This window comes from Pseudomonas sp. LAMO17WK12:I5 (genome assembly GCF_900215165.1).
In the GTDB taxonomy this organism is placed as follows: Bacteria; Pseudomonadota; Gammaproteobacteria; order Pseudomonadales; family Pseudomonadaceae; genus Aquipseudomonas; species Aquipseudomonas putida_A.
This window is the reverse complement of sequence record NZ_OBDS01000005.1, coordinates 130,691-155,196: the sequence shown is the minus strand read 5'-3', so window position 1 is coordinate 155,196 and position 24,506 is coordinate 130,691. Positions and strand designations below refer to the sequence as shown.

The 24,506-nt window shown below is 62.4% G+C and carries 21 protein-coding genes and 1 pseudogene; 4 read left to right on the top strand and 18 right to left on the bottom strand.

The features are described from left to right. Positions 1–43: 43 nt before the first annotated feature. Both CRO59_RS10325 and CRO59_RS10320 read right to left on the bottom strand, forming a co-directional pair. Positions 44–2,155 carry a hybrid sensor histidine kinase/response regulator gene (locus CRO59_RS10325; RefSeq protein WP_097087245.1) on the bottom strand — a complete coding sequence of 704 codons (2,112 nt, stop codon included), beginning with the start codon at positions 2,153–2,155 and terminating at the stop codon, positions 44–46. Between the two features lie 133 nt (positions 2,156–2,288). After that, on the bottom strand, positions 2,289–2,978 hold the full coding sequence (locus tag CRO59_RS10320) for a GntR family transcriptional regulator (protein ID WP_027613675.1): 690 nt from the start codon (positions 2,976–2,978) through the stop codon (positions 2,289–2,291). A gap of 91 nt (positions 2,979–3,069) precedes the next feature. Between CRO59_RS10320 and CRO59_RS28935 the strand changes: the two are divergent. Next, positions 3,070–3,177 (top strand): annotated as a pseudogene (locus CRO59_RS28935) (flavin reductase family protein); the annotation flags it as partial. 166 nt (positions 3,178–3,343) lie between these two features. Here the strand turns inward: CRO59_RS28935 and CRO59_RS10315 are convergent. The 8 genes from CRO59_RS10315 to CRO59_RS10280 form a co-directional block, all read right to left on the bottom strand. Beyond that, on the bottom strand, positions 3,344–4,003 hold the full coding sequence (locus tag CRO59_RS10315) for a DUF799 domain-containing protein (protein ID WP_027613674.1): 660 nt from the start codon (positions 4,001–4,003) through the stop codon (positions 3,344–3,346). Further along, a complete protein-coding gene (locus tag CRO59_RS10310) occupies positions 4,000–4,368 on the bottom strand; it encodes a DUF4810 domain-containing protein (protein ID WP_003225593.1) in 369 nt (122 codons plus the stop codon). The genes CRO59_RS10315 and CRO59_RS10310 overlap by 4 nt, the downstream gene beginning before the upstream one ends. Positions 4,369–4,396: 28 nt before the next feature. Then, positions 4,397–5,083, bottom strand: a complete 687-nt coding sequence (locus CRO59_RS10305) for a CsgG/HfaB family protein (RefSeq protein ID WP_177325722.1) — start codon at positions 5,081–5,083, stop codon at positions 4,397–4,399. A 288-nt stretch (positions 5,084–5,371) separates the two neighbouring features. Further along, entirely contained in the window at positions 5,372–8,470 is a 3,099-nt protein-coding gene (locus CRO59_RS10300) for an error-prone DNA polymerase (RefSeq protein ID WP_218274155.1), read from the bottom strand. Further along, positions 8,446–9,861: a DNA polymerase Y family protein gene (locus CRO59_RS10295; RefSeq protein ID WP_097087242.1), complete on the bottom strand. Its 1,416-nt coding sequence runs from the start codon at positions 9,859–9,861 to the stop codon at positions 8,446–8,448. The genes CRO59_RS10300 and CRO59_RS10295 overlap by 25 nt, the downstream gene beginning before the upstream one ends. A gap of 7 nt (positions 9,862–9,868) precedes the next feature. Next, a complete protein-coding gene (imuA, locus tag CRO59_RS10290) occupies positions 9,869–10,486 on the bottom strand; it encodes a translesion DNA synthesis-associated protein ImuA (protein WP_097087240.1) in 618 nt (205 codons plus the stop codon). Continuing rightward, the gene (gene lexA, locus CRO59_RS10285; protein ID WP_027613669.1) at positions 10,486–11,103 is read right to left on the bottom strand and encodes a transcriptional repressor LexA; all 618 of its coding nucleotides are present in this window, start codon (positions 11,101–11,103) and stop codon (positions 10,486–10,488) included. Before lexA ends, imuA begins: the two co-directional genes overlap by 1 nt. Positions 11,104–11,213: 110 nt before the next feature. Further along, entirely contained in the window at positions 11,214–12,131 is a 918-nt protein-coding gene (locus CRO59_RS10280) for a LysR family transcriptional regulator (protein ID WP_097087238.1), read from the bottom strand. Between the two features lie 103 nt (positions 12,132–12,234). Here CRO59_RS10280 and CRO59_RS10275 point away from each other — a divergent pair, with 103 nt between their 5' ends. The 3 genes from CRO59_RS10275 (at position 12,235) to CRO59_RS10265 (ending at position 16,783) form a co-directional block, all read left to right on the top strand. After that, positions 12,235–13,977 carry an amidohydrolase gene (locus CRO59_RS10275; RefSeq protein ID WP_097087236.1) on the top strand — a complete coding sequence of 581 codons (1,743 nt, stop codon included), beginning with the start codon at positions 12,235–12,237 and terminating at the stop codon, positions 13,975–13,977. A gap of 187 nt (positions 13,978–14,164) precedes the next feature. Further along, the gene (locus CRO59_RS10270; protein WP_097087234.1) at positions 14,165–14,902 is read left to right on the top strand and encodes a TorF family putative porin; all 738 of its coding nucleotides are present in this window, start codon (positions 14,165–14,167) and stop codon (positions 14,900–14,902) included. Between the two features lie 222 nt (positions 14,903–15,124). After that, positions 15,125–16,783: a phosphoethanolamine transferase gene (locus CRO59_RS10265; RefSeq protein ID WP_097087233.1), complete on the top strand. Its 1,659-nt coding sequence runs from the start codon at positions 15,125–15,127 to the stop codon at positions 16,781–16,783. A gap of 128 nt (positions 16,784–16,911) precedes the next feature. Here CRO59_RS10265 and CRO59_RS10260 read toward each other — a convergent pair whose 3' ends face one another. From CRO59_RS10260 to CRO59_RS10225, 8 genes are all read right to left on the bottom strand, one after another. Continuing rightward, positions 16,912–17,190, bottom strand: coding sequence for a DUF971 domain-containing protein (locus tag CRO59_RS10260; protein WP_097087231.1), 279 nt, complete (start codon positions 17,188–17,190; stop codon positions 16,912–16,914). Beyond that, on the bottom strand, positions 17,187–18,149 hold the full coding sequence (locus CRO59_RS10255) for a HEAT repeat domain-containing protein (RefSeq protein ID WP_097087230.1): 963 nt from the start codon (positions 18,147–18,149) through the stop codon (positions 17,187–17,189). Before CRO59_RS10255 ends, CRO59_RS10260 begins: the two co-directional genes overlap by 4 nt. Then, positions 18,146–18,994 carry an ABC transporter ATP-binding protein gene (locus CRO59_RS10250; protein ID WP_097087228.1) on the bottom strand — a complete coding sequence of 283 codons (849 nt, stop codon included), beginning with the start codon at positions 18,992–18,994 and terminating at the stop codon, positions 18,146–18,148. The genes CRO59_RS10255 and CRO59_RS10250 overlap by 4 nt, the downstream gene beginning before the upstream one ends. Further along, positions 18,994–19,776, bottom strand: a complete 783-nt coding sequence (locus CRO59_RS10245; RefSeq protein ID WP_097087227.1) for an ABC transporter permease — start codon at positions 19,774–19,776, stop codon at positions 18,994–18,996. The genes CRO59_RS10250 and CRO59_RS10245 overlap by 1 nt, the downstream gene beginning before the upstream one ends. A gap of 136 nt (positions 19,777–19,912) precedes the next feature. Next, positions 19,913–21,316, bottom strand: a complete 1,404-nt coding sequence (locus CRO59_RS10240) for an ABC transporter substrate-binding protein (protein WP_097087225.1) — start codon at positions 21,314–21,316, stop codon at positions 19,913–19,915. A gap of 231 nt (positions 21,317–21,547) precedes the next feature. Then, complete coding sequence (locus CRO59_RS10235; protein ID WP_097087223.1) at positions 21,548–21,793, bottom strand: ferredoxin family protein; 246 nt, start codon at positions 21,791–21,793, stop codon at positions 21,548–21,550. Between the two features lie 26 nt (positions 21,794–21,819). Then, on the bottom strand, positions 21,820–23,550 hold the full coding sequence (locus CRO59_RS10230) for a fumarate reductase/succinate dehydrogenase flavoprotein subunit (RefSeq protein WP_097087222.1): 1,731 nt from the start codon (positions 23,548–23,550) through the stop codon (positions 21,820–21,822). Beyond that, positions 23,547–24,299 carry a GntR family transcriptional regulator gene (locus CRO59_RS10225; protein WP_097087220.1) on the bottom strand — a complete coding sequence of 251 codons (753 nt, stop codon included), beginning with the start codon at positions 24,297–24,299 and terminating at the stop codon, positions 23,547–23,549. The genes CRO59_RS10230 and CRO59_RS10225 overlap by 4 nt, the downstream gene beginning before the upstream one ends. Positions 24,300–24,506: the final 207 nt, after the last annotated feature.

The window sequence follows — 24,506 nt, the reverse complement described above, 5'->3', positions numbered from 1 at the left end:
TGCTGCGCACTCCATCGGGGATGAATCCCCTCGCCACAGGGAATCAGGCACTCAGCACCGAGCGAATCATCTGCAACAACGCCTCCGGGCCATACGGTTTGCCGAGCAAGTGCGTGTCCGGGCTCAACTGGTGGTTGCGTGAAATGATGTCGCGGGTGTGGCCGGAGGTGAACAGCACCGCCACCGGTGGTGTCTGCACCTTGGCCCACGCCGCCAGATCGGAGCTTTTGATCAGCCCCGGCATCACCACGTCGGTGAAAATCAGATCCACTTGCGCGCCGTCCAGCAGCAACTGCATTGCCACGTCGCCATTGCTCGCAGTCAGTACGCGGTAGCCTTCCTCGCGCAGCAACTCCACGGCCGAAGCACGCACTGCGTCGTTATCCTCGACCACCAGAATGGTCTCGTGGCCGCCGCCCTGCTGCGGGTCGACGCTTGGCGTCTCATCGAGAACCGGACGCAGGCTGCGCGGAAAGTACAGTTGCACCCGCGTGCCTTCGCCCACGGTGCTGTCGATCTCGACGTGGCCGCCACTCTGTTTGACGAAGCCGAACACCATACTCAGGCCAAGCCCGGTGCCCTGGCCGTCGGCCTTGGTGGTGAAGAATGGCTCGAACACCTGCTCGAGCATTTGTGGCGCAATGCCGACGCCGGTATCGCTGACCACCACCCGCACGAAATCGCCGGCAACGATGCCTTTGCCCGCGCAAAAAGTGCTGTCCAGCCGAGTATTAATGGCACTGAGAACAATCGTGCCCTCGCCTTTCATCGCGTCCCGGGCGTTGATCGCCAGATTGAGAATGGCGTTTTCCAGTTGATTGCGGTCGACGTTGATATGCCACGGCTCTTGCGGCAATTGCACGTCGATCTGAATGGTTTCGCCCAACGCACGCTGCAGCAATTCACCGACTCCGTCGAAGATCTGCCGCGGATCGCACACCGCCGGCGACAACGGTTGGCGCCGGGCAAAAGCGAGCAATTGCGACGACAGTTTCGCACCTCGTTCCACCGCCGCCAGCGAGGCGCTGACCCGGCGTTGCACGTTGGCATTGTCCGGTTCATGCCGCGCCAGCAAATGCAGGTTGCCGGCAATTACCTGCAGCAGGTTGTTGAAGTCGTGGGCCACGCCGCCGGTCAGTCCGCCGATGGCTTCAAGCTTCTGCGACTGGCGCAATTGCTCTTCCGCCGCCAGCCGGGCATCCACTTCGTTGGCCACCCGCTGCTCCAGGTTGCGCGTGAATTTGAGCAGGGATTCTTCGGCAATCTTGCGTTCATGGATGTCGATCAACACCCCGGGAAAACGAAACGGCGCGCCGTGTTCGTCGAACTCGCAGGCGCCACTGGCGAGCACCCACAGGTAGCTGCCGTCCGCGCGCCGCACGCGGTATTCAGCGTTGTACGGCTCACCGGTCTGCAGCGAATGACTGACCCGATCATGCACCCACGCCAGGTCGTCCGGGTGGATCCGCGACTCATTGACGGATTGCGGCAGGTTGCTCAGGTCCTGATCCGGCGGATAGCAAAAGGTTCGGGCGAAACGCTCATCGGCTGACAGCACATTGTTCTTCACGTCCCAGACGAACGAGCCGAGCAAGGCCCCCGCATTCAGCGCCAGACGCACCCGTTCGTTGTCGGCCCGATAAGCGTCTTCTGCCGCCTGACGCAGGCGCTCGGAGCGCACCAACTCGGTGGTCTCAACCACCATCGCCATCACTCCGGAAGGCACCCCATCATCGTTGGCCACCGGGCTGTAATACAGATCCATCCAGACATCTTCGGGCACGCCATCGCGCAGCAGCACCAGTTCCTTGTTGCGGTAGGACAAGGTGCCGCCCGCCAGACAGGTGTCGACCACGTGCCGGTTGAACTCGGCGACTTCCGGCCACCCCAGTTCCACCGGTGCGCCTAGCAGATACGGGTGGCGACCACCGGCAAACTGTGAGTAGGCGTCGTTGTAGATCATGTAGCCGGCGTGGCCCCAGAGCATGACCATCGGCAAGGGCGAGGCCAGCATCAATTGCACGGTGCTGCACAAGCTGGCAGGCCAGGTGTCGAGCGGGCCGAGTTCGGTGAGGCGCCAGTCGAACGCGCAAATGCGTTCGGCCATCTCGCCTTTCCAGCCGTCACAACCGTGGCTATCGGATAAAAACTGCATCGATTGACTCGGTGTCCTGTGGTGTTTGCCCGATACATCGCGACGGCAGAACGCCGCGACGCCCGTCTGTTTCGAGCCTCATCGGCCGTAATGGTTTCATTAGAGGTATAGCCGATTTCAGACCAGGCCCGGATCAGACCCCGATCAGGTGCTTGAGGGGATGGTAGCCAGTTTTCATCTTCGCCGCGACGTCGAGAATCGCCTTCTCGATGCCGTTCAAATGCGTGCAGGTCAGTTCGATGGCGGCGCTCTGATCGCCCGCCTCGATGTATTCGATCAGGCGCAGATGTTCGTTGTCACGGCAGGCTTCATGGCTGTCGTCATCCAGTGCAGCGACATACAGCGAGGCGCGGGAAATCAGCTTCTGGAACCAGTCGAGCAGCACCGGGTTGTTGAGGCTGCGCGCCAGTTTGAGGTGGAACTCGCCGAGCAGGTAAATCAGTTGCTCGTGATCGCCTGCCGCGTGGGCTGCGTCCTCCAGTAGCAGGTGCTCGCGCAAGACCTGCATGGCGGCGGTGTCCTTGCGCCGACAGAGTTCGGTGACCATGCCGATTTCGATCAGACGCCGGGTTTCGAACAGCGAGCGGATCTCTTCGTTGCTGGGCAGCGACACCGATGCACCTTTATTCGGCTCGGTGGTGACCAGCCCCTCGGCTTCCAGTTGCTTGAGCGCGGCGCGTACCGACGTGCGGCTGACATTGAACAGTTCGGCCAGGGACGCTTCGCCCAGCTTCATCCCCGGACGCAGCGAACGCTTGCTGATCGCCTGGTAAACCCCTTGGTAGACGCGGTCGACCGTGGTTTCCAGTTTCTTCTCGGTCATTCGAACACTCCTTTAGCCTCGGGCAAACACGGTGTTGCAGCGTTATTCGCCGTTTGCGCAGATAAGTGTGGCGCAGGATATCGCCTTCGGCGTCGAGATGCAGGGTCTGGATACGATTGGTCGGCGGGATGATTTCGATTTGCCGACCCGCTCATTGCAAGCGTGGACGGAAGCACCGGGCGGTGGCGAGCGGTTTTGGCGGTCGCCAAATAAATCGGCTGCGAAACGCCTTCCCCTTGTGGGAGCGGGCTTGCTCGCGAAAGCGGTGTGTCAGCCACTTATTTGCCAACTGACACACCGTCTTCGTCGGAACGCCGCCCGGAGCAAGCCCGCTCCCACAGGAGATTTCAGGCGTGCCGGTAATTTCAGTCCGTGCCGTATTTCGGCGAGCGCGGGCCGTACAACAGGCCGGCGTGCTGACCGGCCGACAACAGGCGATTGCTCGCCACGCCGGCAATCGGATACCCGGCGTCGGTCGAACTGTTGATCACCTGCTTCACCGCGGCGGTGATCAGCATGCCGACCAGGCCGCCACCACTGTTATTGCCGCCCTCTTCGCTCGACGCCCGTGCCGAACCGGTCCACAGCGTGGTGCCGGATTTCAGGTCGACCAGCTTGGCGGTGGCGGTTACCGCGGTTTCGCTGCTGATCACCATGTAGCGCGTACCGTACTCGGTCACGGTGATGTACAGCGCAGCGTCGGCGCCGAAGATTTCCTTGAGCTTGTTAGCCGGCGCCTGATGGATGTCATCCGGGGTGGTCAGGCCGTTCTGGCGGAAGGTTTCGTCCACCAGGGTGATCGGCAGCACGTAGTAACCGGCTTCGGCCAATGGGAACGTCACCTGCGACAGCAAGCTGTAGGAAGCCTTGACGTCCGGCGAGGTGTTCAGCGGCGGCAGCACCAGAATGGTCTTCGGCCGTGCCTGTTTGTACGCCGAGTAATCCACGGTTTTCGGCGCGACGCAGCCACCGAGCACGGTCAGGGCCAAACCGGCGGCCAGCAGTTTCAGGGTGCGCGAGATCATTTGGCGTCTCCGGTCTTGGCGTTTTTAAGCAGAAAATCCATGTATGGGCCGGACTCGGGGAACAGCGCTTTTTCGGTGCGGAACTGCTGCACCATCTGATCGTCCTTGCCCATGCTCAGGTACAGCAGACCCAGGTGCGCGTGGTAACCCGGCGGCACCGCCTTGCCGGTGGAACGGATCTTCTGCAGGTCGCGCTCCAGCACTTCGGCCTGGGCTTCTTTTGGCTCTTCGCCTTTGAAGTATTCGTAAACCTGCGGTTGGTAATCTTCCCACTGGTACAGGGTTTTCGGGCTGCTGCAACCGGCCAGCAAGGCGCTGGCGGCCAGCGTCAGGGCCAGCAGCGACCGCGACAAAGTCAGATTCATGGGTGTTGCTCCTTGCAATGAATAACGATCAGTTAGCCGGTTTCCAGGCACCGGCGTTCATGCCATCGACCAGACGATTGATCGCCTCGCGCATGGCCAGATCGAGGACTTTGCCGTTGAGGGTGGAGTCGTAGGCAGCGGTGCCGCCGAAGCCGATGATTTCGCGGTTGGACAAGGCGTATTCGCCGGCGCCCTGAGTCGAATACACCACTTCGGAGGTGCTGATGTTGACGATGTTCAGGTTGACCTTGGCGTAGGCGACCTGGGTCTTGCCACGGCCGAGAATGCCGAACAGCTGGTGGTCACCGGTTTCCTTGCGGCCGAACTCGGTGACGTCACCGGTGACCACGTAATCGGCACCCTTGAGGCGCTGGGCCTGGCCCTTGATCGCCGCTTCCTGCTGGATCTCGCCCATGTTGTCGCGATCCAGTACCGAGAAACGGTTGGTCTGCTGCAAGTGAGTGATCAGGATGGTCTTGGCCTGGCCGCCGAGACGGTCAACACCATCGGAGAAGATCCCGCGCATGTAGCTGGAGCGGTTATCGAACTTGCCCACCGCCATCGGCACGCGAGCACCGGTCCAGACTTGCGTGGCGCTCTCGACCTTGGCCACCGGCAGTGCGCGGGAGCTTTCGGTGGCGCACCCGGCAAGGGAGCTGGCGAGGGTGCCGAGCACGGCAATCGCAACGCCTGAGACCAACATCCGGGAGATCATTCTCACTGTGCATTCCTTCTGAAAAAAACGGTGTGTCCCGGCACGGCTACGCGGTGGGGAGCGGAAAAGGGGCGGCATTATGACAAAGTGCCACCATTGGTGACAGAGATTTTTGACGCCAATCAATTGGCTTGCTTGGACACACACAAATCCCCCCTGTGGGAGCGGGCTTGCTCCGGGCGGCGTTCCGACGAAAGCGGTGTGTCAGCCACTTATTTGCCAACTGACACACCGTCTTCGCGAGCAAGCCCGCTCCCACAGGGGGGGGGATTTGTGGTGTTCTGGGGTTTAGTGGAAGTCGCGGCTCTGCACGCGGATGCCATCGAGCAACGGAGTCAGATCGCTCAATCGCCCGGCGATCAAATGCCGCACTTCGCCCTCCCGCTCCCAGCGGCCATCGACCTTGAGCAATTGCGAACCGACCAGCACCTGACGCTGGCGCTCGGCCAGATCGCGCCAGACCACCACGTTGACGTTGCCGAACTCGTCTTCGAGGGTGACGAAAGTCACGCCGCTGGCAGTGCCCGGTCGCTGACGCCCGGTGACCAGCCCGGCGATGCTCACCGGCCGGCCGTGCTCGACGTCCAGCAACTCCTGAGAGCTGCGGCAACGCCGCGCCTTCAGTTCGCCACGCAGCAGCGCCAGCGGATGCGGCCCCAGTGTGGTGCCGATAGTCGCGTAATCGGCCTGCAGGTCCTCGCCGACACTCGGTTTGGGCAGCAGCACATCCGGCTCTTCCTGACTTGGCAAACCGGCAAACAGGCCCAGCTGTTTCTGCACCCCGGCCACTTCCCAGCGTGCGCGATGCCGATGCCCGGCCATGCCGCGCAACGCGCCGGAGTCAGCCAACAGCGCCTGGGCGCGACTGTCGAGCGCGGCCCGCTCGCCCAGATCGGCGACATCGGCGAACGCCCCCCGCGCCCGCGCCGCTTCGATGCGCCGGGCGTCATCCTCGCGAAAGCCCTTGATCATCCGCAGGCCCATGCGGATCGCCGGCTGCGCGCCGCTGATCGGTTCCAGGCTGCAATCCCAGTCGCTGGCGCGCACGTCCACCGGACGGATCTGCAACTGATGCCGACGGGCGTCCTGAAGGATCTGATCCGGGCTGTAAAAACCCATCGGCCAACTGTTGATCAACGCGCAGGCGAACGCCGCCGGTTCGTGACACTTGAGCCAGCAACTGGCGTAAGTCAGCAAGGCGAAACTGGCAGCGTGGGATTCGGGAAAGCCGTAACTGCCAAAGCCTTTGATCTGCTCAAAGATCTGCGCGGCGAATTCCTCGGTGTAGCCGTTTTTCTTCATGCCGGCGGCGAGGCGTTCCTTGTGCGGCTCCAAGCCTCCATGGCGTTTCCACGCGGCCATCGAGCGACGCAACTGATCGGCCTCGCCGGGGCTGTAGTCGGCCGCAACGATAGCGATCTGCATCACCTGTTCCTGAAACAGCGGCACGCCGAGGGTGCGTTTGAGCACCACTTCCAGTTCCGGCGAGGGATAGGTTTCCGGTTCTTCCTTGTTACGCCGGCGCAGGTACGGATGGACCATCCCGCCCTGAATCGGCCCCGGGCGGACGATCGCCACCTCGATCACCAGATCGTAGAACTTCGCCGGTTTCAGGCGCGGCAGCATCGACATCTGCGCCCGTGATTCGATCTGGAACACGCCAATGGTGTCGGCACGGCTGATCATCTCGTAGGTCGCTTTGTCTTTATCAGGGATCGTCGCCAGGCTGAGATCCAGATGGCGATGACGGCGCAGCAAGTCGAAACAACGACGGATCGCACTGAGCATGCCGAGGGCGAGGATATCGACCTTGAGCAGCCCGACCGCGTCGAGGTCGTCCTTGTCCCACTGAATGATCGTGCGCTCGGCCATGGCGGCGTTTTCCACCGGCACCAGCGTATCCAGCGGCTGCTCGGAAATCACGAAGCCGCCGGGGTGCTGCGACAGGTGCCGGGGGAAGCCGATCAGTTGCCCGGTCAGGCTCAGCACTCGACGCAGCACCGGGCTGTCGGGGTCGAAACCGCCTTCTAGCAAGCGCGCCAGCGGCGGTGTTTCGTCGCTCCAGTGGCCGCAGCAATCGGCCAGTGCATTGATCTGATCCGGCGGCAAACCAAGGGCCTTGGCCACATCACGCACCGCCCCGGCGGCGTGATAGGTGCTGACCACCGCCGTCAGCGCCGCACGCCGCCGGCCATAACGGCGAAACACGTATTGCAGGACTTCTTCGCGGCGTTCGTGCTCGAAGTCGACGTCGATGTCCGGCGGCTCGTTGCGCTCTTTCGACATGAAACGCTCGAACAGCAGCGTGGTGCGATCCGGGTCGATCTCGGTGATACCCAAGGCAAAACACACCGCCGAATTGGCCGCCGAACCGCGGCCCTGACAGAGAATCTGCTGATCGCGGGCAAAGCGCACCACGTCGTGCACGGTGAGGAAGTAGCTTTCGTAGCCGAGTTCGGCGATCAGTTTCAGCTCATCGTCGATTTGCTTGAGCACTTTGGCCTGCGGCCCTTTTGGCCAGCGCCAGGCAATGCCTTCTTCGGTCAGTTGGCGCAACCAAGAACTGCCGGTGTGCCCCTGCGGCACCAGCTCCTTCGGATACTGATAGCGCAACTCGCTCAGCTCGAAAGTGCAGCGCCGCGCCAGTTGCACCGAGGCGTCGAGCAACGCCGGCGGATAAAGCTCGCGCAACACCTCGAGGCTGCGTAGATGCCGCTCGCCGTTGGGGTGCAGGCGCAATCCGGCCTCGGCCACCGGGACGTGATGGCGGATCGCGGTCATGGTGTCCTGCAGGGCGCGCCGGCCACGGGCGTGCATGTGCACATCGCCGCTGGCCACGGCGGCAATCTGCAACTGCCCGGCCAGACTCAGCAGTGCCGCCAGCCGCCGCTGATCGTCCTGCCCGCGATGTAGCTGCACCGCCAGATACAGGCGCTCGCCGAAAGTCTGTTTCAGCCAGCGGCCCTCCTCCACGTCATCGATGCTGTCCGGCACCCACACGGTGAACAACCCCGGCAACGGCTCGCTGAAATCCTCGCGCAGCACCTGGTACTGGCCCTTCTGCGTACGCCGCCGGGCCTGAGTGATCAAGCCGCACAAGGCCTGATAGCCCGCCAGGTTCTCCACCAACAGCAGCAGTTTCGGGCCGTTATCGATGCGGATTTCGCTGCCGATGATCAGCGGCAGCTCCACCGATTTCGCCGCTTGCCAGGCCCGGACGATCCCGGCCAGGGTGCACTCGTCGGTGATCGCCAGCGCCTGATAACCGTGTTTTTTCGCCCGCTGAAACAGCTCAAGGGCACTGGAGGCACCGCGCTGGAAACTGAAATTCGACAGGCAGTGCAGCTCGGCATAGTCGTGGTTCATGCAAACCAGCCCTGCAGCCACAACGGACCGCCCTCGCCCACGGCCCGATAGGCCCAGCCCTGCTGACCGGCGCGGTTCTGGATCAGGTAGTAATCGCGGCGCACATCGTCACCGTCCCACCAGCCGGACTCGATGCGCTCCGGACCCATGAGAATCCGCGCCGAACCTTCCGGCACGCTCTGCGGTTCGCCGAGCAGCCAGCCCGGACGCTGCACGCTCGGCAAGCCTGTGCACCGCTGTTTGTCGACGCCGTGCTGCCACGCGCATTCCGGGCGATGGTCGGCCTGAAAGCGCAGGCCCTGCACCGCGTCATCGCCGAGCCGTGCACGCAGGCGTTCGCGCAATTGCTCCCAGGGCAAGGTCTGTTGCGGACGGTCATCGAACAGTTCCTGAAACTGCGGCACAAAACTCGGCAGGTCTTCGGCCCGCAGACGAAAGCCGCGTACCGGGGCCTCGACCTGGACTTGTTCCAGTCGCCCACGGGCCAGTTCAAAGAGCATCGCCGGATCGCGCTCGGCGCTGAGCAGGCCGACCTTGATCAGCGTGTCCGGCAGCCCGGCGTGCTCCAGATGCAGGTCGAAACGCTGCACGCCGCTGTCACGTCCGCAGAGGAATGCCGACAGGTCAGCGGTCAAGCGGCGTAACGGAAACAGCAGCGCCTGATGGGATTGCACGTCGAAATTGAGTTCGATGCGCACATCGAAACGATCCGGCGGCAGATAGAACGCCAAGGCCAGCGGCCGTGCACCGAACAGGGTGTCGAGATGCTTGAGCATCGACGCTTCGAAACGCCGGGCCAGGGCCTGACGCGGCAGGCTCTGCAGCTGGTTCAGGTTTCGCAGGCCCATGCGCGTCAGCGCCGTGGCGACCTGCGGGTCCAGTCCGACACGGTCGACGGGCAACTGCCCAAGGTGATGCTGCAGGGCTTCGCCGTCCGGTACTACGAGACCGTCGTAGGCGTTGGCCAGCACCCGCGCCGCCACCGGATTCGGTGCGGCGACGATGCGATGGCGAAAGCCCAGCTCGGTCAGTTCCTTGCGCAGCCGCGCTTCGAACTGCGCCCAGGAGCCGAACAGGCCCAGGCTCGACTCGATCTCGAACACCACGGTACGCGGATAATGCACGCTGACCTGCGCGCTGAAACGATAGGCCCACGCGGCGAGAAACTGCTGCCAGTGCTCGACCTCGGCGAGGTCGTAATCGGCGGTGGCAAAGCCTTTGCTCAACGCTTGCGCGGCGGTCATCGACTGGCCGGCGCGCAAGCCGAGCTGGCGCGCCGCTGCATTCACCGCTTGCAGCACCCGGCGCTGGGCCGGGCCACTGAGCAGCACCAACGGCTCAGCAGGATCGGCACGCTGACGCAGCACCGCGTCGAGGGCCAATTGCGGGAACAGAATACACACCCAGCGCATGACGACCTCAGTGCCCCACGGCAAACGCAATCGGCGCCGTGCGCGCCAGTCCGCCACGGCACTTGAGCACGCGCAACTGGGCGGGTCTGGCGTCGATGGCAATGCGCAACGCGGCCGGCGACGGGTTGATCGCTTCGCTCAGCGGGCGCCAGGCAAACGCCAGGGTCTGGCCGGTTTCCGCCGCTACCTGCAAACGCCGCAACGCGCGGTCATCGGCCTTGTGCGGCCAGCACAGCACTGCGCCGCAACTGCCGGAACGCAGGCATTGTTCCGCCGCCCACAAGGCATCGCGTTCGCTGGCCTGGATTACCGACAATTGACGCAGATCGACCCCTGCGTTCGCCCACGCCTGCGGGTACGGTACGAACGGTGGCGCTACCAGCACGATGCGCTCGCCCGCCGCCGACATCCGCGCCAGCGTCGGCCACACCAGTTGCAACTCGCCAACCCCGGGGCCGGCCAGGAGGATTTCGCTCAGCGCCGCTTCCGGCCAGCCACCGCTGGGCAGTGCCGCATCCAGCGCGGCATGCCCGGTGGGTTGCGGGCTGGCGGCCGGTGGCGCAGGCCGGCCCTTCCAGACCTGGCCGCCATTGAACAGCGTATCGAGTGCAACGACGGCGCCCATCAGCCTTGCCTCACCAGACCGCAGAACACCCCTTCGATGGCCAGGTCCTGATCATCGCGCACGACAATCGGCTGGTACGCCGGATTGCGCGGCAGCAGGCGCACCGTAGCGCCGACACGCTCGAAGCGTTTGATCGTCACCTCACCATCGAGTCGCGCCACCACGATCTGGCCGTTGAGCGCCTCGGGATTGCGCTTCACTCCCACCAGATCACCGTCGAGAATGCCGTCCTCGATCATCGAGTCGCCCTGCACCCGCAACATGTAGTCGGGCGCACGGGAGAACAGCGCGGGATCAAGCATCAAGCGGTTATGGATGTCGGCATCGGCGCCGATCGGTGCACCGGCAGCGACCCGGCCGAGCACGGGAATATCCAGCAGCTCCGGCCGCGGCGCTTGCCCGAGCAGGCGAATGCCCCGGGCCTGGTGCGGATTGACCTCGATAAACCCGGCTTCGGTGAGCGCCAGCACGTGCTTGCGCGCCACGCTGCGCGAGGCAAAACCAAAAGCCTCGCTGATTTCAGCGAGGCTTGGGGGCTGACCGTGTTCGGCGATGCGTTCGCGGATAAAGGTCAGGATGGCGGTACGGCGGGGAGTCAGGTTTGTCATGGAGTACATTTGTACTCCTGTGGGATTTTACTGACAAGCACCGCCAGTCGGCCTGGGCCGGCGATCCACAAAAATCAAAAGATCGCAGCCTGCGGCAGCTCCTACAGGGGAACGGGGCGTCAGTTGAGGCCGCGTTCGGCGAGGAAGGCGGCGATGTAATCGATGAACGCCACCACTTTAGCCGTGGCCCGTCGATGGCTGGGGTACACCGCGAGAATGTGCGGGCCGAAGCTGTCCGGGTCGATTTCATAATCAGCCATGACCCGCACCAGACGTCCGTCGGCAATGTACGGCGCGGCGCTCCACAGCGGTGTGTGCAGCAAGCCGCGTCCGGCCAAAGCACTGGCCAGCAACAGGTCGTAATTGTCGCTGCGCAAGCGCGGCGCCGTCGGCTGTGCCAGGCTCAGCCGCTGCCCGTCGCGCTCGGCCCACCAGAACTCGCGGCTGAGCAACGGGTGCTGATACAGCAGCCATTCATGCTGCTCAAGAGTTTGCGGATTCACCGGCAAACCCTTGCGCGCCAGATAGTCCGGGCTTCCGCACAACGCCAGCCGATTGCTGCCGACCACCCGGGCGATCAGCCCCGGCAGGTCATCATGGCCCTCGCGCAAGGCCAGGTCATAGCCGCTTTCCAGCAGATTGACGAACGCGTCGCACAGGTCCACTTGCAGGCTGATCTGCGGGTATTGCTGCAAAAAGCCGTCACACACCTGATCGAGAAACGCCCGCCCGTAAGCCAATGGCGCAGTGATTTTCAGGCTGCCGCGCAGACCGTGCTGCAACTGCTCGATTTCCTCGCTGGCCTCCTCCAGTCGCTGCAACACCAGCCGCGCGGTTTCCAGATAAACCCGGCCGATTTCGGTGAGCAGAATCCGCCGCGTGCTGCGTTCGAACAGCCGCGCGCCAAGTTCCGACTCCAGATGATTGACCGCTTTGGTCAGCGCCGATGGGGTCTTGCCCAACTGCTCCGCCGCGCGGCTGAAACTGCCGAGTTGCGCGGTGACCACGAACATTTTCAGTGCACCCAGCTTGTCCATGCTTTTTCCATTCAGGCAAAAACGTTTTTCGTGAGGGAGGCGTTCTGTCGGCCAGTGTCAGCCACTAATCTGGCCATCAGACGCAATAACAAGGAAATCTTCAATGAAAAGATTCATCCCGAGTCTGCTGGTGAGCGCGATAAGTTTTGCCTCGATGGAAGCCATGGCCGCCACCGATCTGGTGCTGGTCAACGGCAAGATTTTCACCGCCGACCGTTCGCAACCGAAGGTGCAGGCGCTGGCCGTGGAAAACGGCAAGGTGCTGAAAGTCGGCAGCGATGCGCAGATCAAGGCGCTGATCGAACCCGGCACGCAGGTGATCGACCTCGGCGGCAAGACGCTGATGCCAGGTTTGATCGACAGCCATTCCCACGCGATTTTCGGTGGCCTGGAAATGGTCTCGGCCAACATGGAAGACGAAGTCGTCGCCCTCGACGAACTGGAAAAACGCCTGCGCGCCTGGCGTGACGACGGCAAGGCCAGACATGGCGATGTGCTGAGCATTGCCGGCATGAGCTCAGCGTACTGGGCGCAGGCCGAAGCGCTGGGCAAGACCTTCAACCACGGCGAGTGGGCTGACGTGCCGGTGGTGTTCACCGGCAGTGACCACCACACCGCGTGGGCCAACAACGTGATGCTCAAGCGCGCCGGCATCGACGCGGCGTTGCTCAAGACCCTGCCCGCTGCGGAAAAAGACACGATCGGCAGACTGGCCAACGGCGAGCCCAACGGCTTCCTGGTCGATGCCGGCTGGGATCGGGTTGCCGCGAAAATGCCGGTGCCGAGCCCGGCCGATATGCTCACCGCAGCCAAATCCGCGGTGCGCTTCAACAACAGCCTCGGCATCACCGCGTGGATGGATCCGGCCGCCAACGCCGCACCGGGCGAGGCCGTGTTCGCGCTCAAACCCACCGAAAAAACCGTCGGCGTGCTGCCGGCCTACAAAGCACTGTCGGAAAGCGGCGACATGAGCGTGCACGTCGCAGCGTTACTGGTCGCCAATCCGAAAAGTCTGCCGGCCGACCTCGACACGCTGGATAAGGTGCGCCAGCAGTTTCAGGGCATCCCCAACCTGACCCTGCCCGGGGTCAAGATCTTCGCCGACGGCGTGATCGAGTACCCGGCGCAGAGCGCGGCGATGATCGACCCGTACAGCAACTCGCACAAACAGGGCGAACTGCTGATCGATCCAAAACATTTCGGCGAGCTGGTCAGCGCCATCGACCAGCGCGGCTGGCTGGTGCACATCCACGCCATCGGCGACCGTGCGGTGCGTGAATCACTCAATGGCATCGAACGTGCGCGCAAGGATCGGCAGAGCGGCATCACTCACTCGATCACGCACCTGCAGATGGTCAACCCGAAAGAGTTCGCCCGCTTCAAGCCGCTGAACGTGATCGCCTCGATGCAACTGCTGTGGGCCAGCGCCGACGACTACACCACCGACATGATCAAGCCCTACGTCAGCGCCCTCGCCTTCCGTTATCAATACCCGGCGCACTCGCTGCTGAAACAGGGCGCGACGATTGCCGGTGCCAGCGACTGGCCGGTGTCGTCGCCCAACCCGTTCAACGCCATGGCCCAGGCCATCACCCGCGTCGGCCCGCTGGGCGTGCTGAATGCCGACGAGCGTCTGGATCGCGAAACCATGTTCTACGCCTACACCGTCAACGCGGCGCGCACGATTGGCCTGGACCAGCAGATCGGCTCACTGACGCCGGGCAAACAGGCTGATTTCATCGTGGTCGACCGCGACGTGTTCAGCGTCGACGAAAAAGCCCTGCATGACACCCAGGTGCTGCAAACCTGGTTTGGTGGGCGTCAGGTCTACACCGCCAAAAAATAACAACACTGTTCCCCCCTGTGGGAGCGAGCCTGCTCGCGAAGGCGGCGTATCAGTCGCCATCGATGCTGAATGAACCACCGCTTTCGCGAGCAGGCTCGCTCCCACAGGGGCTGTGAGGGTGGCCGAGATTGCATTCCCTCCACGGTTTTCGTACTGCCCAGAAACAATCACAACACCGGGACTTCACATGAAAGCCTTGCCCCTGTTCGCCCTCGGTTTTTCCAGTTTGCTGCCCCTCAGCAGCTACGCGATCCCCCTGAACGACGATTTCGCCGTGCTGATCGACCTGACCCTGGCCAGCGACTACCGCACCCGCGGCATCTCGCAAACCCAAAATGACCCGGCCGTGCAGGCCGGTCTGACCCTGGCCCACAGCAGCGGTTTGTACGCGGGTGCCTGGAGTTCCAACGTCGATTTCGGCGGTGGCCTGAAAACCCGGCAGGAAGTCGATTACTACGCCGGCTGGCTGTGGCAGGCCACAGAGGACGTCAGCCTCGATCTGGGTTACCTCAAGTACGCCTATCCCAAGGAAAGCCAGTTCAACCAGAGCGAGGTCTACGGGATTCTCGGTATCTACGGGGTGAAGCTGGCGGCGTATTACTCCAGCGATGCGCCGGGGGGCGACAGCAAGCAGAGCTCGCTCTACACCTACGTCGGTTATGAGACCGGGCTGCCGTTCGATTCCGGGCTGAAACTGCGTTACGGCAACATGGATTTCAAGGACCCGCACCTGTACTCGACGTCCGGGCATGGCGAGGACAGTTATCGGGAATGGGAGGTCAAGCTGACGCACAACCTGGCCGGGGTGGTGTTGGGCCTGAGCTATATCGATACCGATCTGTCGCAGAGCCAGTGCCTGAGTAACTGGGGGGTCAAGGATGTGTGCACCGCAACGGTGGTCGCCAGCCTGAGCAAATCCTTCTGACCCACCAAAGTACCCATTGTAGGAGTGAGCCTGCTCGCGATAGCGGTGTGTCATTCAACAACGATGTCGGCCGACCCACCGCCTTCGCGAGCAAGCCCGCTCCCACAGTTTTAGATTTGCGCCCGAGTTTTGTTACAGGATGTTTACGAAATTTTTACTATTGTTCTTCTACAGTTACGCGCGTTTCCGCGCGTGTTCTATTCGAGTAGAGGAATGTCTGTAATGGCTTTGGGCAAAGGACTGCGTTTACCGTCCATCACTTCCACCCGGCTGGTGCTGTTGTTTTCCCTGGCACTGGTGGCGCTGTACAACCTGGCGACCTGGAAGGCGCTGGGTACGCTGATCACCCTGCAAGGCGTGCACAAACTGGCATTTTTCGCCTCGTTCGGTCTGTTCCTGTGGGCGGCGATCACTCTGCTGCTGACTCTGGTGTCATTTCGCTGGACGTTGAAACCGGCGCTGAGCGTGGTCGCCCTGCTCTCGGCCTGCGCTGCGTATTTCATGAACGAATACGGGATCACCATCGACACAGTGATGATCCAGAACGTATTCGAAACCAATCCCGGCGAAGCCGCTGCGCTGTTCAACGGCAAACTGCTGGCTTACGTGTTGCTGCTCGGCGTGCTGCCGGCGGCGTTGATCTGGCGCTGGCCAGTACGTTATCGGCCGTTCTTTCGCGGCCTGCTCAACAAGATGCTGGTGATTGCCGCTTGCGTGCTGGTGATCGGCGCCTCGGTGGGCGCGTTCTATTCGACCTACGCGCCAATCTTCCGCGAGGAAGACAAGCTCACCCACTTCATCAACCCGACCAATTACATCTACGCCATCAGCAAATACACCAAGCAACGCCTGGGCATCAAAAAGCACTTTGTGGTGCAGGCCATCGGTGAAGACGCGGTGATGAGCGCGAAAGCCGCCAGCCGCGAGAAGAAGTCGTTGATGGTGTTTGTGGTCGGCGAAACCGCTCGCGCCGATCACTTTTCGCTGAACGGTTATGCGCGCGAGACCAATCCCGAGCTGAGCAAACTGGACATCCTCAACTTCACTCAGGTGCACTCCTGCGGCACGTCCACGGCAGTGTCGGTGCCGTGCATGTTCTCGATGTTCCCGCGTGAGGACTACAGCGACAAGAAAGGCAAAACCTACGAAGGCCTGCTGGATATCCTGCAACGCGCCGGCGTGCAGGTGCTGTGGCTGGACAACAACAGCGACTGCAAGGGCACCTGCCTGCGCGTGCCGCACCGCGACATCGCGAAGAACCAGCCGGGGCCGTTCTGCGACGGCAACAACTGCCTCGACGAAGCACTGCTGGCCGACCTGCAAAGCTACATCGACAGCCTCAAGGGCCACGCGATCATCGTGTTGCACGCCGACGGCAGCCATGGCCCGGAATACTACGAGCGTTATCCGCAAGCTTTGGAACGCTTCAAGCCGATCTGCCACACCAACCAGTTGGGCAGTTGCAGCCGCGATGAACTGGTGAACGTGTACGACAACACGATCCTCTACACCGACCACTTCCTCGCCAAGGTCATCGAGTTGCTCAAGCGCAATCAGGACACGCTGGATACCTCGATGCTGTACGTCTCCGACCACGGCGAATCGCTGGGTGAAAACGGCCTGTACCTGCACGCCGCGCCCTATGCATTGGCGCCGGAAGCGCAGACGCATGTGCCGATGGTGATGTGGTTTGGCAGCAACACTCTGGCGCAACTGGGGATTGATCGCGATTGCCTGCAAGGCAAGACCGGGCAGCCGGACCTGAGCCATGACAACCTGTTTCATTCGGTGCTGGGGTTGTTCGAGGTGAAGACCGCGCTGTATCAGCCGGGGCTGGATGTGTTTCATGGTTGCCGGCCATCCATGACGGCCGGGCAATAACAGCCCAGACACTGAACGCCCCTGTGGGAGCGAGCCTGCTCGCGAATGCGGTGTACCAGTCGCCATCAATATTGACTGATCCACCGCTTTCGCGAGCAGGCTCGCTCCCACAGTTGATTGTGGTCAACCTAAGAATCGAGCTGGGCCAAATAGTCCCACGGGTAGATCCCGCGTTGATGGCCGTCACTGAACACCAGTTGCACGCCATAGCCCTGCGGGTTGATCTCGATCAGACGAACTCGCTCATCCACCAGCGGAGTCAGACCTTTCAGGCGAAACGCGCGGCACTGCGAGCACGGGCACTGGCGGCGCAGTTCGGCGTGGTTGAGCTGCGATTCACGGCCGTCCGGCCAGCTGAGGCGTAGTGTCCGTTCGCTTTGCGAGTTACCCACCGACAGCGGATTCATTGCAGCTGACTCAGGGCAATCCGCACCGCTTTGCGCACTTCCGGATCACCGTCATCCTGCGCCGCCTGCAACGCCGCCACCGCGCCGCGATCATGCAACTCACCGAGGGCCAGCGCGGCTTCCTTGCGCAGGTTGCTGATGCGATGGCCGAGGGTCTCGATCAAGGCTTCCAGCGCCGGCGCAAAACGCAAGCGACCGAGGCTGCGGGTAGCACGCAGGCGCACTTGCCAGTAGTCATCGCCGAGGGCTGCGATCAACGCCGGACCAGCGTCGCTGTGGCCGACCTTGCCCAGCGTCGTGGCCGCTTCTTCGCGCACTTGCCAGGCATCGTCCTGCAGCGCCTGACGCAGGGCTGGCAGCACCTCGGCGCCGGACGCCAGACCGAGGGCGCCGGTGGCGGCGCGGCGCACTTCGGTGTCCGGGTCGGCGCTGGCCAGACGCGCCAGAGCCGGCAGAGCGTCGAGCTGCTTGAGCCAGCCGAGCACACCGACGGCTTCGCGACGCACATTGGCATCGGCATCGCTCAATGCGGTGATGGCGGCTGGTGCGGCATCGGCGAAACGCAGTTCGCGCAATGCCCGAAACGCGGCGATTCGCACACTGACCTCAGCATGATCGGTCCACGGCAGAATCACCCGGCCTGCCGCTTCACTCTTGAGCAGGCTCAGACTTTGCGCGGCGGCGGCCTGCACTGCCGCAGACGGATCGGTCAGCGCCTGGCACAGCGCAGCCACTACCGGTTCGTCTTCCCACGCTTCCAGCAGCCGCGCAGCTTCGGCGCGGACTTCTTCGGCGGGATCTTCGCTCAGTCTTTCGACCAGCCACAGCAGGCCGTCCGGTTCTTCCAGATCCGCCAAATCAATCAGGGCAATGCGCCGCACACCGGCATCGTCAGCGGTCAGACGCGGTTGCAGGGCGAGGATGTCGTCGTTGTCGGTCACAGCAAAAAATGAGGTCATAGGGCAAATCGCGGCAAGGGGTTTTCGGGAGGCAGGCCGAGCGGGTTAAGGCGCGGCAGCGGTCGGGGGTTGTCGTGGCGCAGCAGGTCGAGGCAATGGCGCTTGAGGCGGGAGAATTCGGCGCTGGTCACCAGTTCGCTGGTGCGCGGACGCGGGAAGTCCAGGCGCAGGTCTTCGATGATTCGACCCGGACGTGCGCTCATCACCAGCAAACGGTCAGCGAGGAACAGCGCCTCGTCGATGTCGTGGGTGACGAACACCACCGTGGTGCGAATGCGCGTCCAGATGTCCAGCAGCAGTTCCTGCATGTTCAGACGGGTCAAGGCATCCAGCGCGCCGAACGGCTCGTCCATCAGCAGCAGCCGTGGACGGTTGACCAGCACCCGGGCGATTTCCACCCGTTGCTGCATGCCGCCGGAAAGCTGATCGGGCCAGCGCTCGGCAAAACCGTCGAGGCCCACCAGTTTGAGCATTTCATCGGCCTCACGCTGGCGCTCGGTTTTGCCGATGCCGCGCATCTTCAGGCCGAAAGCCACGTTGTCGCGCACCGTGCGCCACGGAAACAGCGTGTGATGCTGGAACACCATGCCGCGTTGTGGCGACGGCCCGGACACCTCGCCGCCATCGACTTTGAGGCTGCCGGTATGGGCGCTCAAGTGTCCGGCGAGTGCGCCGAGCAAGGTCGATTTGCCGCAACCGGACGGGCCGAGAATGCACACGAACTGGCCCGGTTCGATCTGGCAATCCAGCCCCTGCACGGCTTCGAAGGCTTGCTGCCCCTCACCGAGAACGATCGACAACTGGCGAATATCGATTCGCCCTTCCGGGGTTTGCATTGCGCTCATCAGGCTTTTCCTCGTGGTCGATGCCAAGGCGTGAACAGCCCGCCCAGGCGCTTGATCAGCAGACTGCTGCCCATGCCCAGCACACCGATCAGCAGCATGCCAACGACAATGTCGGCGTAGTTCTGAATGGTGTAGGACTCCCAGGTGTAGTAGCCGATGCCGAACTGGCCGGAGATCATCTCGGCGGTCACCAGACAGAACCACGAGGTGCCCATACCGATGGCGAGGCCGGTAATGATGCTCGGCGCAGCACCCGGCAAAATCACTTCCAGCAGGATCGCCCGGCGCCCTGCACCGAGGCTTTTTGCCGAGGCGATCAGCCGTGGATCAACGCCTTCGACGCCGTGCACGGTGTTGAGCAGGATCGGGAACAGCGCACCGGTGAAGGTGATGAACACCATCGACAGCTCCGACGACGGGAACATCAGGATCGCCAGCGGAATCCACGCCACCGCCGGGATCGGGCGCAGCACTTCCAGCGGTGGCAGCAGCAGGTCTTCGGCCCATTTCGAGCGGCCGATGGCCAGGCCCAGAGCGATGCCGATGATCAGTGCCGCGAGGTAACCGGCGAAGACCCGGCTGAGGCTGGCGGTCAGGTGCTGCAGCAGCTTGCCGGAGTCGCCCAGGCCCAACGCGGCTTCGATCACGGCCAGCGGGGTTGGGACGTTGGCGAAGGTGACGAGACCGAGGTTCCAGTGGTGGCTGGCGGCGAGTTGCCAGAACAGCAGGCAGAGCAGCAGGGAGGCGGCCCTTGGAACCCAACGTAAATAAGATCGGTACACAATTTTTCCTCTCAACCCAAATCCCCTGTGGGAGGGGGCTTGCTCCCGAATGCGGTGTACCAGAAAAAAAATATTTGCCTGACACACCGCATTCGGGAGCAAGCCCCCTCCCACAGTGACCGAGGTGTTCTGCGGGTTAGCGGGTGGCTACGGCCTGGGTCGTGGCATCGGTAAAGTCGAAGACCTTGCCACCCTGCGCCGCCGCATATTGCTGGGCCTGGCCCTTGAGCAGAAACGCGCTCAGACGGCCCTTGGCGTCGCTGGCAAACCACGCCTGATCAGCGAGCAACTTGATCCCGCTGTCACTGGCCTGCGCATACACCGCGCGGATGTTTTTGCCTTCCTGCTTCAACGCGGCCAACGCGGTGAAGGCCGATTCGGCGGAGGCGTACTGGCGTACTTTGTCTTCGCCGCGCACCCAGATTTCGGCGACGTGGCGAAAGTCGGTGATGGCTTTGCCGGTCACCGCATCCAGCGCTTTCAACGGCGTTTGCGCGTAGTTGGCGAGTTGCGCGGTGTAATCCAGGTTCGAGGCCTTGAAGGCGGCGCGGATGTACTGATCGTCGATGAAGGTGTTGAGGTCGAGGCCACGATCGGCCTTCTTCAGCAGTTTCAGGGTGTTGATCGCGGTGCCCACCGCCTGACGGTATTCCGGCTTCCAGCTCAGGTCGCGGGTCTGCACGCCAAGCGGGCCGTGGAACAGGTAGTTGACCTCGGCATCGACGCCGGTGACTTTGGCGATCAGCTCGCTGTACTTCTCAGGCTCAGCAGCCAGCAACTGATTGGCCTCGATGCTCGCCCGCAGGTAGGCGACGACGATTTCCGGGTACTGTTTCGCGTAGGCCTGATCCACCAGTGCACCGTGGAAAGTCGGCGCGTTGGCCTGGGCGCCGTCGTAGATCTTGCGGGCGAAACCACGGCTGGGGAACAGCTCGGCGAACGGCACGAAATCGGCGTGGGCGTCGATCTTGCCGGCCTGCAACGCGGAGCCGGCGACTTCTGGCGGCTGGGCGATGATGTTCACGTCCTTGAGCGGATCCCAACCCTGCTCCGCCACCGCGCGCAGCAACATGCCGTGGGCGGTCGAAGCGAATGGCACCGAGATGGTCTTGCCCTTGAGTTCGCTCAGCGCCTGCACCCCGGACGCGCTCGGCACCACGATGCCGTTGCCACTGCCCTTGATGCTGCCCGACAACACGCTGATGAACAGGCTGTGCTTGCCGGCCGTTTCGAACGCCACCCCGTTGAATGCGCCGGGGAAATCGGCCATGGCGCCGAAGTCGAGTTTGCCGGCGACCATCTCGTTGGTCAGCGGCGCACCGCTGGTGAAGTTCTTCCACTGCACATCGTATTTCGCGTCTTTGTAGGCGCCGTCGTGCGGCAGGTATTTGTCGAGCAGACCGAGTTCACGAATCAACAGGCCGCCGGCGGCGCAATTGATGGTGGTATCCTGGGTGCCGATGGCGATGCGGATGGTTTCGGCCGAGGCCGACAGGGTGAATGAAGCCAGTACCAGACCGGCGATTGCTGCACGCAACATGGTGTGTTTCCCCTCGAATCATTTATTGGATGTTCGTCTCCGCCGCGATCAGGGCGCGGTGGGAAACGAGGGGTTTTGGGTGAATCCAGCGTCCGGGTGTTTCCGGGTAGCTTCAGGGTGTCGTAGATCTTTGTAGGAGTGAGCCTGCTCGCGATAGCGGTGCATAAGATGGCGACGTGTTGTCTGACACACCGCTATCGCGAGCAGGCTCACTCCTACAGGGGAAAGCGTTTAACGCAGTAAATAAGGGATGTCGACTTTGACGGCGCCAGTCGGGCAATCCTTCTCACACGGCATGCAGTACCAGCATTCATCGAACACCATGTAGGCCTTCTGTGTGGCCGGGTTGATCGCCAGCAGGTCCATCGGGCAGACGTCGACGCACACGGTGCAGCCCTTCTCGGCGATGCATTTGTCCTCGTCCACGGTGACCGGGGCGTTGGAGCGGAAAAAGATTTCCTGGGCTTGATAGGCCATGGTTCGGACTCTCTTTTTGTGGTGTATCAAGCGGCAAATGCGCCGACCCGCAAGCGGTCATAGGCCTGCATCTCTTCGGCATCGAGCGGGATGATGTACGGCTCGACGGGTTTCTTGAAACTGGTCATCTGACCGTCTTCGCCCTTCTTCAAATGACAGTGGCAGAACCAATCACTGTCGTTACGCTGCGGGTGATCGACGCGATAGTGGTACAGGCCCCAGCGACTTTCAGCGCGGAACAGCGAGGCACGGGCGGCCATTTCCGCGCAGTCGCGAATCACGCTGGTTTCCATCGCGCGCATCAATTCGTGGGCGTTGTTGGCCTTCATCTGATCGAGGTCGCGTTCGATGTCGCTGAAACGCTGCAAGCCGATCTGCATTTTCTTGGTCACTTTCGGCGGTTGCAGGTAGTCGTTGACGAAGCGCCGCAGCTTGTACTCGACCTGCGCCGGCGGCAGACCCTGTTCACGATCCAGCGGTGCGTAGACCCGCGCTTGCTCTTTCTCGATCTGCGCGGCATCCAGCGTCGAGAACTCGCGCCCGGCGACAAAATCCGCGGCGTTGTGCCCGGCAAACCAGCCGTAGGTGAACGCGCCGAGCATGTAGTTGTGCGGCACGGCGGCCATGTCACCCGCCGAGTACAAGCCTTTCACCGAGGTCTCGGCCCGCTCGTTGACCCATACCCCGGACGCCGAATGGCCGCTGCAAAAACCGATCTCCGAGATGTGCATCTCGACCATTTGCGTGCGGTAATCGGTGCCGCGATTGGCGTGGAACTGACCACGACTCGGGCGCTCGTTGCTGTGCAGGATTTCCTCGATGTTCTGAATGGTTTCCTCGGCCAGGTGATCGAGTTTGAGAAATACCGGGCCGTTGCCGCTTTCCAGTTCCTGGTGAAACTCCCACATCATCTGCCCGCTCCAGTAGTCGCACTCGATGAAGCGTTCACCCTTGTTGTTGGCGGTGTAGCCGCCCAGCGGGCCGGTCACATAGGCGCAGGCCGGGCCGTTGTAGTCCTTGATCAACGGGTTGATCTGGAAGCATTCGAGGTTGGCCAGCTCGGCCCCGGCGTGATAGGCCATGGCGTAGCCGTCGCCGGCATTGGTCGGGTTTTCATAGGTGCCCATCAGGTAGCCCGAGGACGGCAGACCGAGGCGACCGGCCGCGCCGCACGCAAGAATCACCGCTTTGGCCTTGATCACATGGAAGTCAGCGCTGCGGCAATCGAAGCCCATCACCCCGTTGACCGCGCCCTCCTCGTCGGTGAGCAAACGGGTGCAGACCAGCCGGTTGGTAATGCTCACCCGCGCCCGTTTCAACTGGCGGTAAAGGACCTTTTTGATGTCGTGCCCTTCCGGCATCGGCAGCACGTAGGCGCCCATGTGGTGGACTTTTTTCACGGCGTAATCGCCGGTTTCGTCCTTCTCGAACTTCACGCCCCAGCGATCCAGTTGCTCAATGGTTTCGAAGCTGTGAGTGGCATAGGCGTACACCGCCGCCTGGTTGACGATGCCGTCGTTGGCGATGGTGATTTCCTTGGTGTACTGCTCCGGCGTCGAGTGGCCGGGGATGATCGCGTTGTTCAGGCCGTCCATGCCCATGCTGATCGCGCCGCTGCGTTTGACGTTGGCCTTGTCCACCAGCAGCACGCGCAGGTCGCGGTTCTTCTCTTTGGCCTTGATCGCCGCCATCGGCCCGGCGGTGCCGCCGCCGATCACGACGATGTCGTATTCCTGTTCCAAGGTGTTGCGCGTCATGCCTGCTCCCCTTTTTGCCGGTCGATCCGCAGGCGGTACTGGAACGCATCGCCACGGTAGTAAAGGTGTTCGAAGTCCAGCGGCTGGCCGTTGGCGTCGTGGGTCAGACGCTCGATGCGCATGATCGGCGAGCCGGCCTCGACGTTCAGCGCCTGGGTCAAATCGCTATCGGCCAGCACCGCGTCGATCGCCAGATCAGCGTGGCCGAGGGCGATGCCGCAGTCGTTTTCCAGAATCAGGAAGATGTCGCGAGTCACCAGATCGGCCTTCTCCAGCCGTTCGCCGACGGCTTTGGGCAGGTAGGTGATTTCCAGCGAAATCGGCTCGCGGTTGATCAGCCGAACGCGTTTGATCTGCGCCACGGTCTCGCCTTCGGCGACTTGCAGGCGCTCGGCGACACGTTTGTCGGCGGGGATGAATTTGAAACTGCGCAGGCGGTTGATCACCTCGTAACCGCGCCCGGTCATGGACTCGGCGAGGCCTTGCAGGCTGCTGACGTTCTGAAAGGTTTTCGGCTTGGCGACGAAGGTGCCCTTGCCGTGGATCTTGAAGATCAGCCCTTCTTTCTGCAGATCACCCAGCGCCTGGCGCACGGTGATGCGGCTGACTTTGAACAGCGTGCCGAGTTCGCTTTCGGAGGGCATCTGGCTGTCTTGCGGGTATTCGCCATCGAGAATGCGCGCACGCAGGACGTCGCGCAGTTGGGTGTGCAGCGGGACGCTGGGTAAGGAGAGAACGTTATCGGTCATCAGGGATCACTTGTTATAACGAGTTATGACGTGATCTTAGAGACGTTATGACAAGCTTGAGAAATATTGTTTGGGCATAACCTTAGACACAGGTTGACCGGGACTTTTGTGGCGAGGGGATTTATCCCCGATGGGTTGCGAAGCAACCCTGAACCCGGCTTATGCAATCTACCTGACGGATCGAGGCGCATGGTTTTACGACTGCTG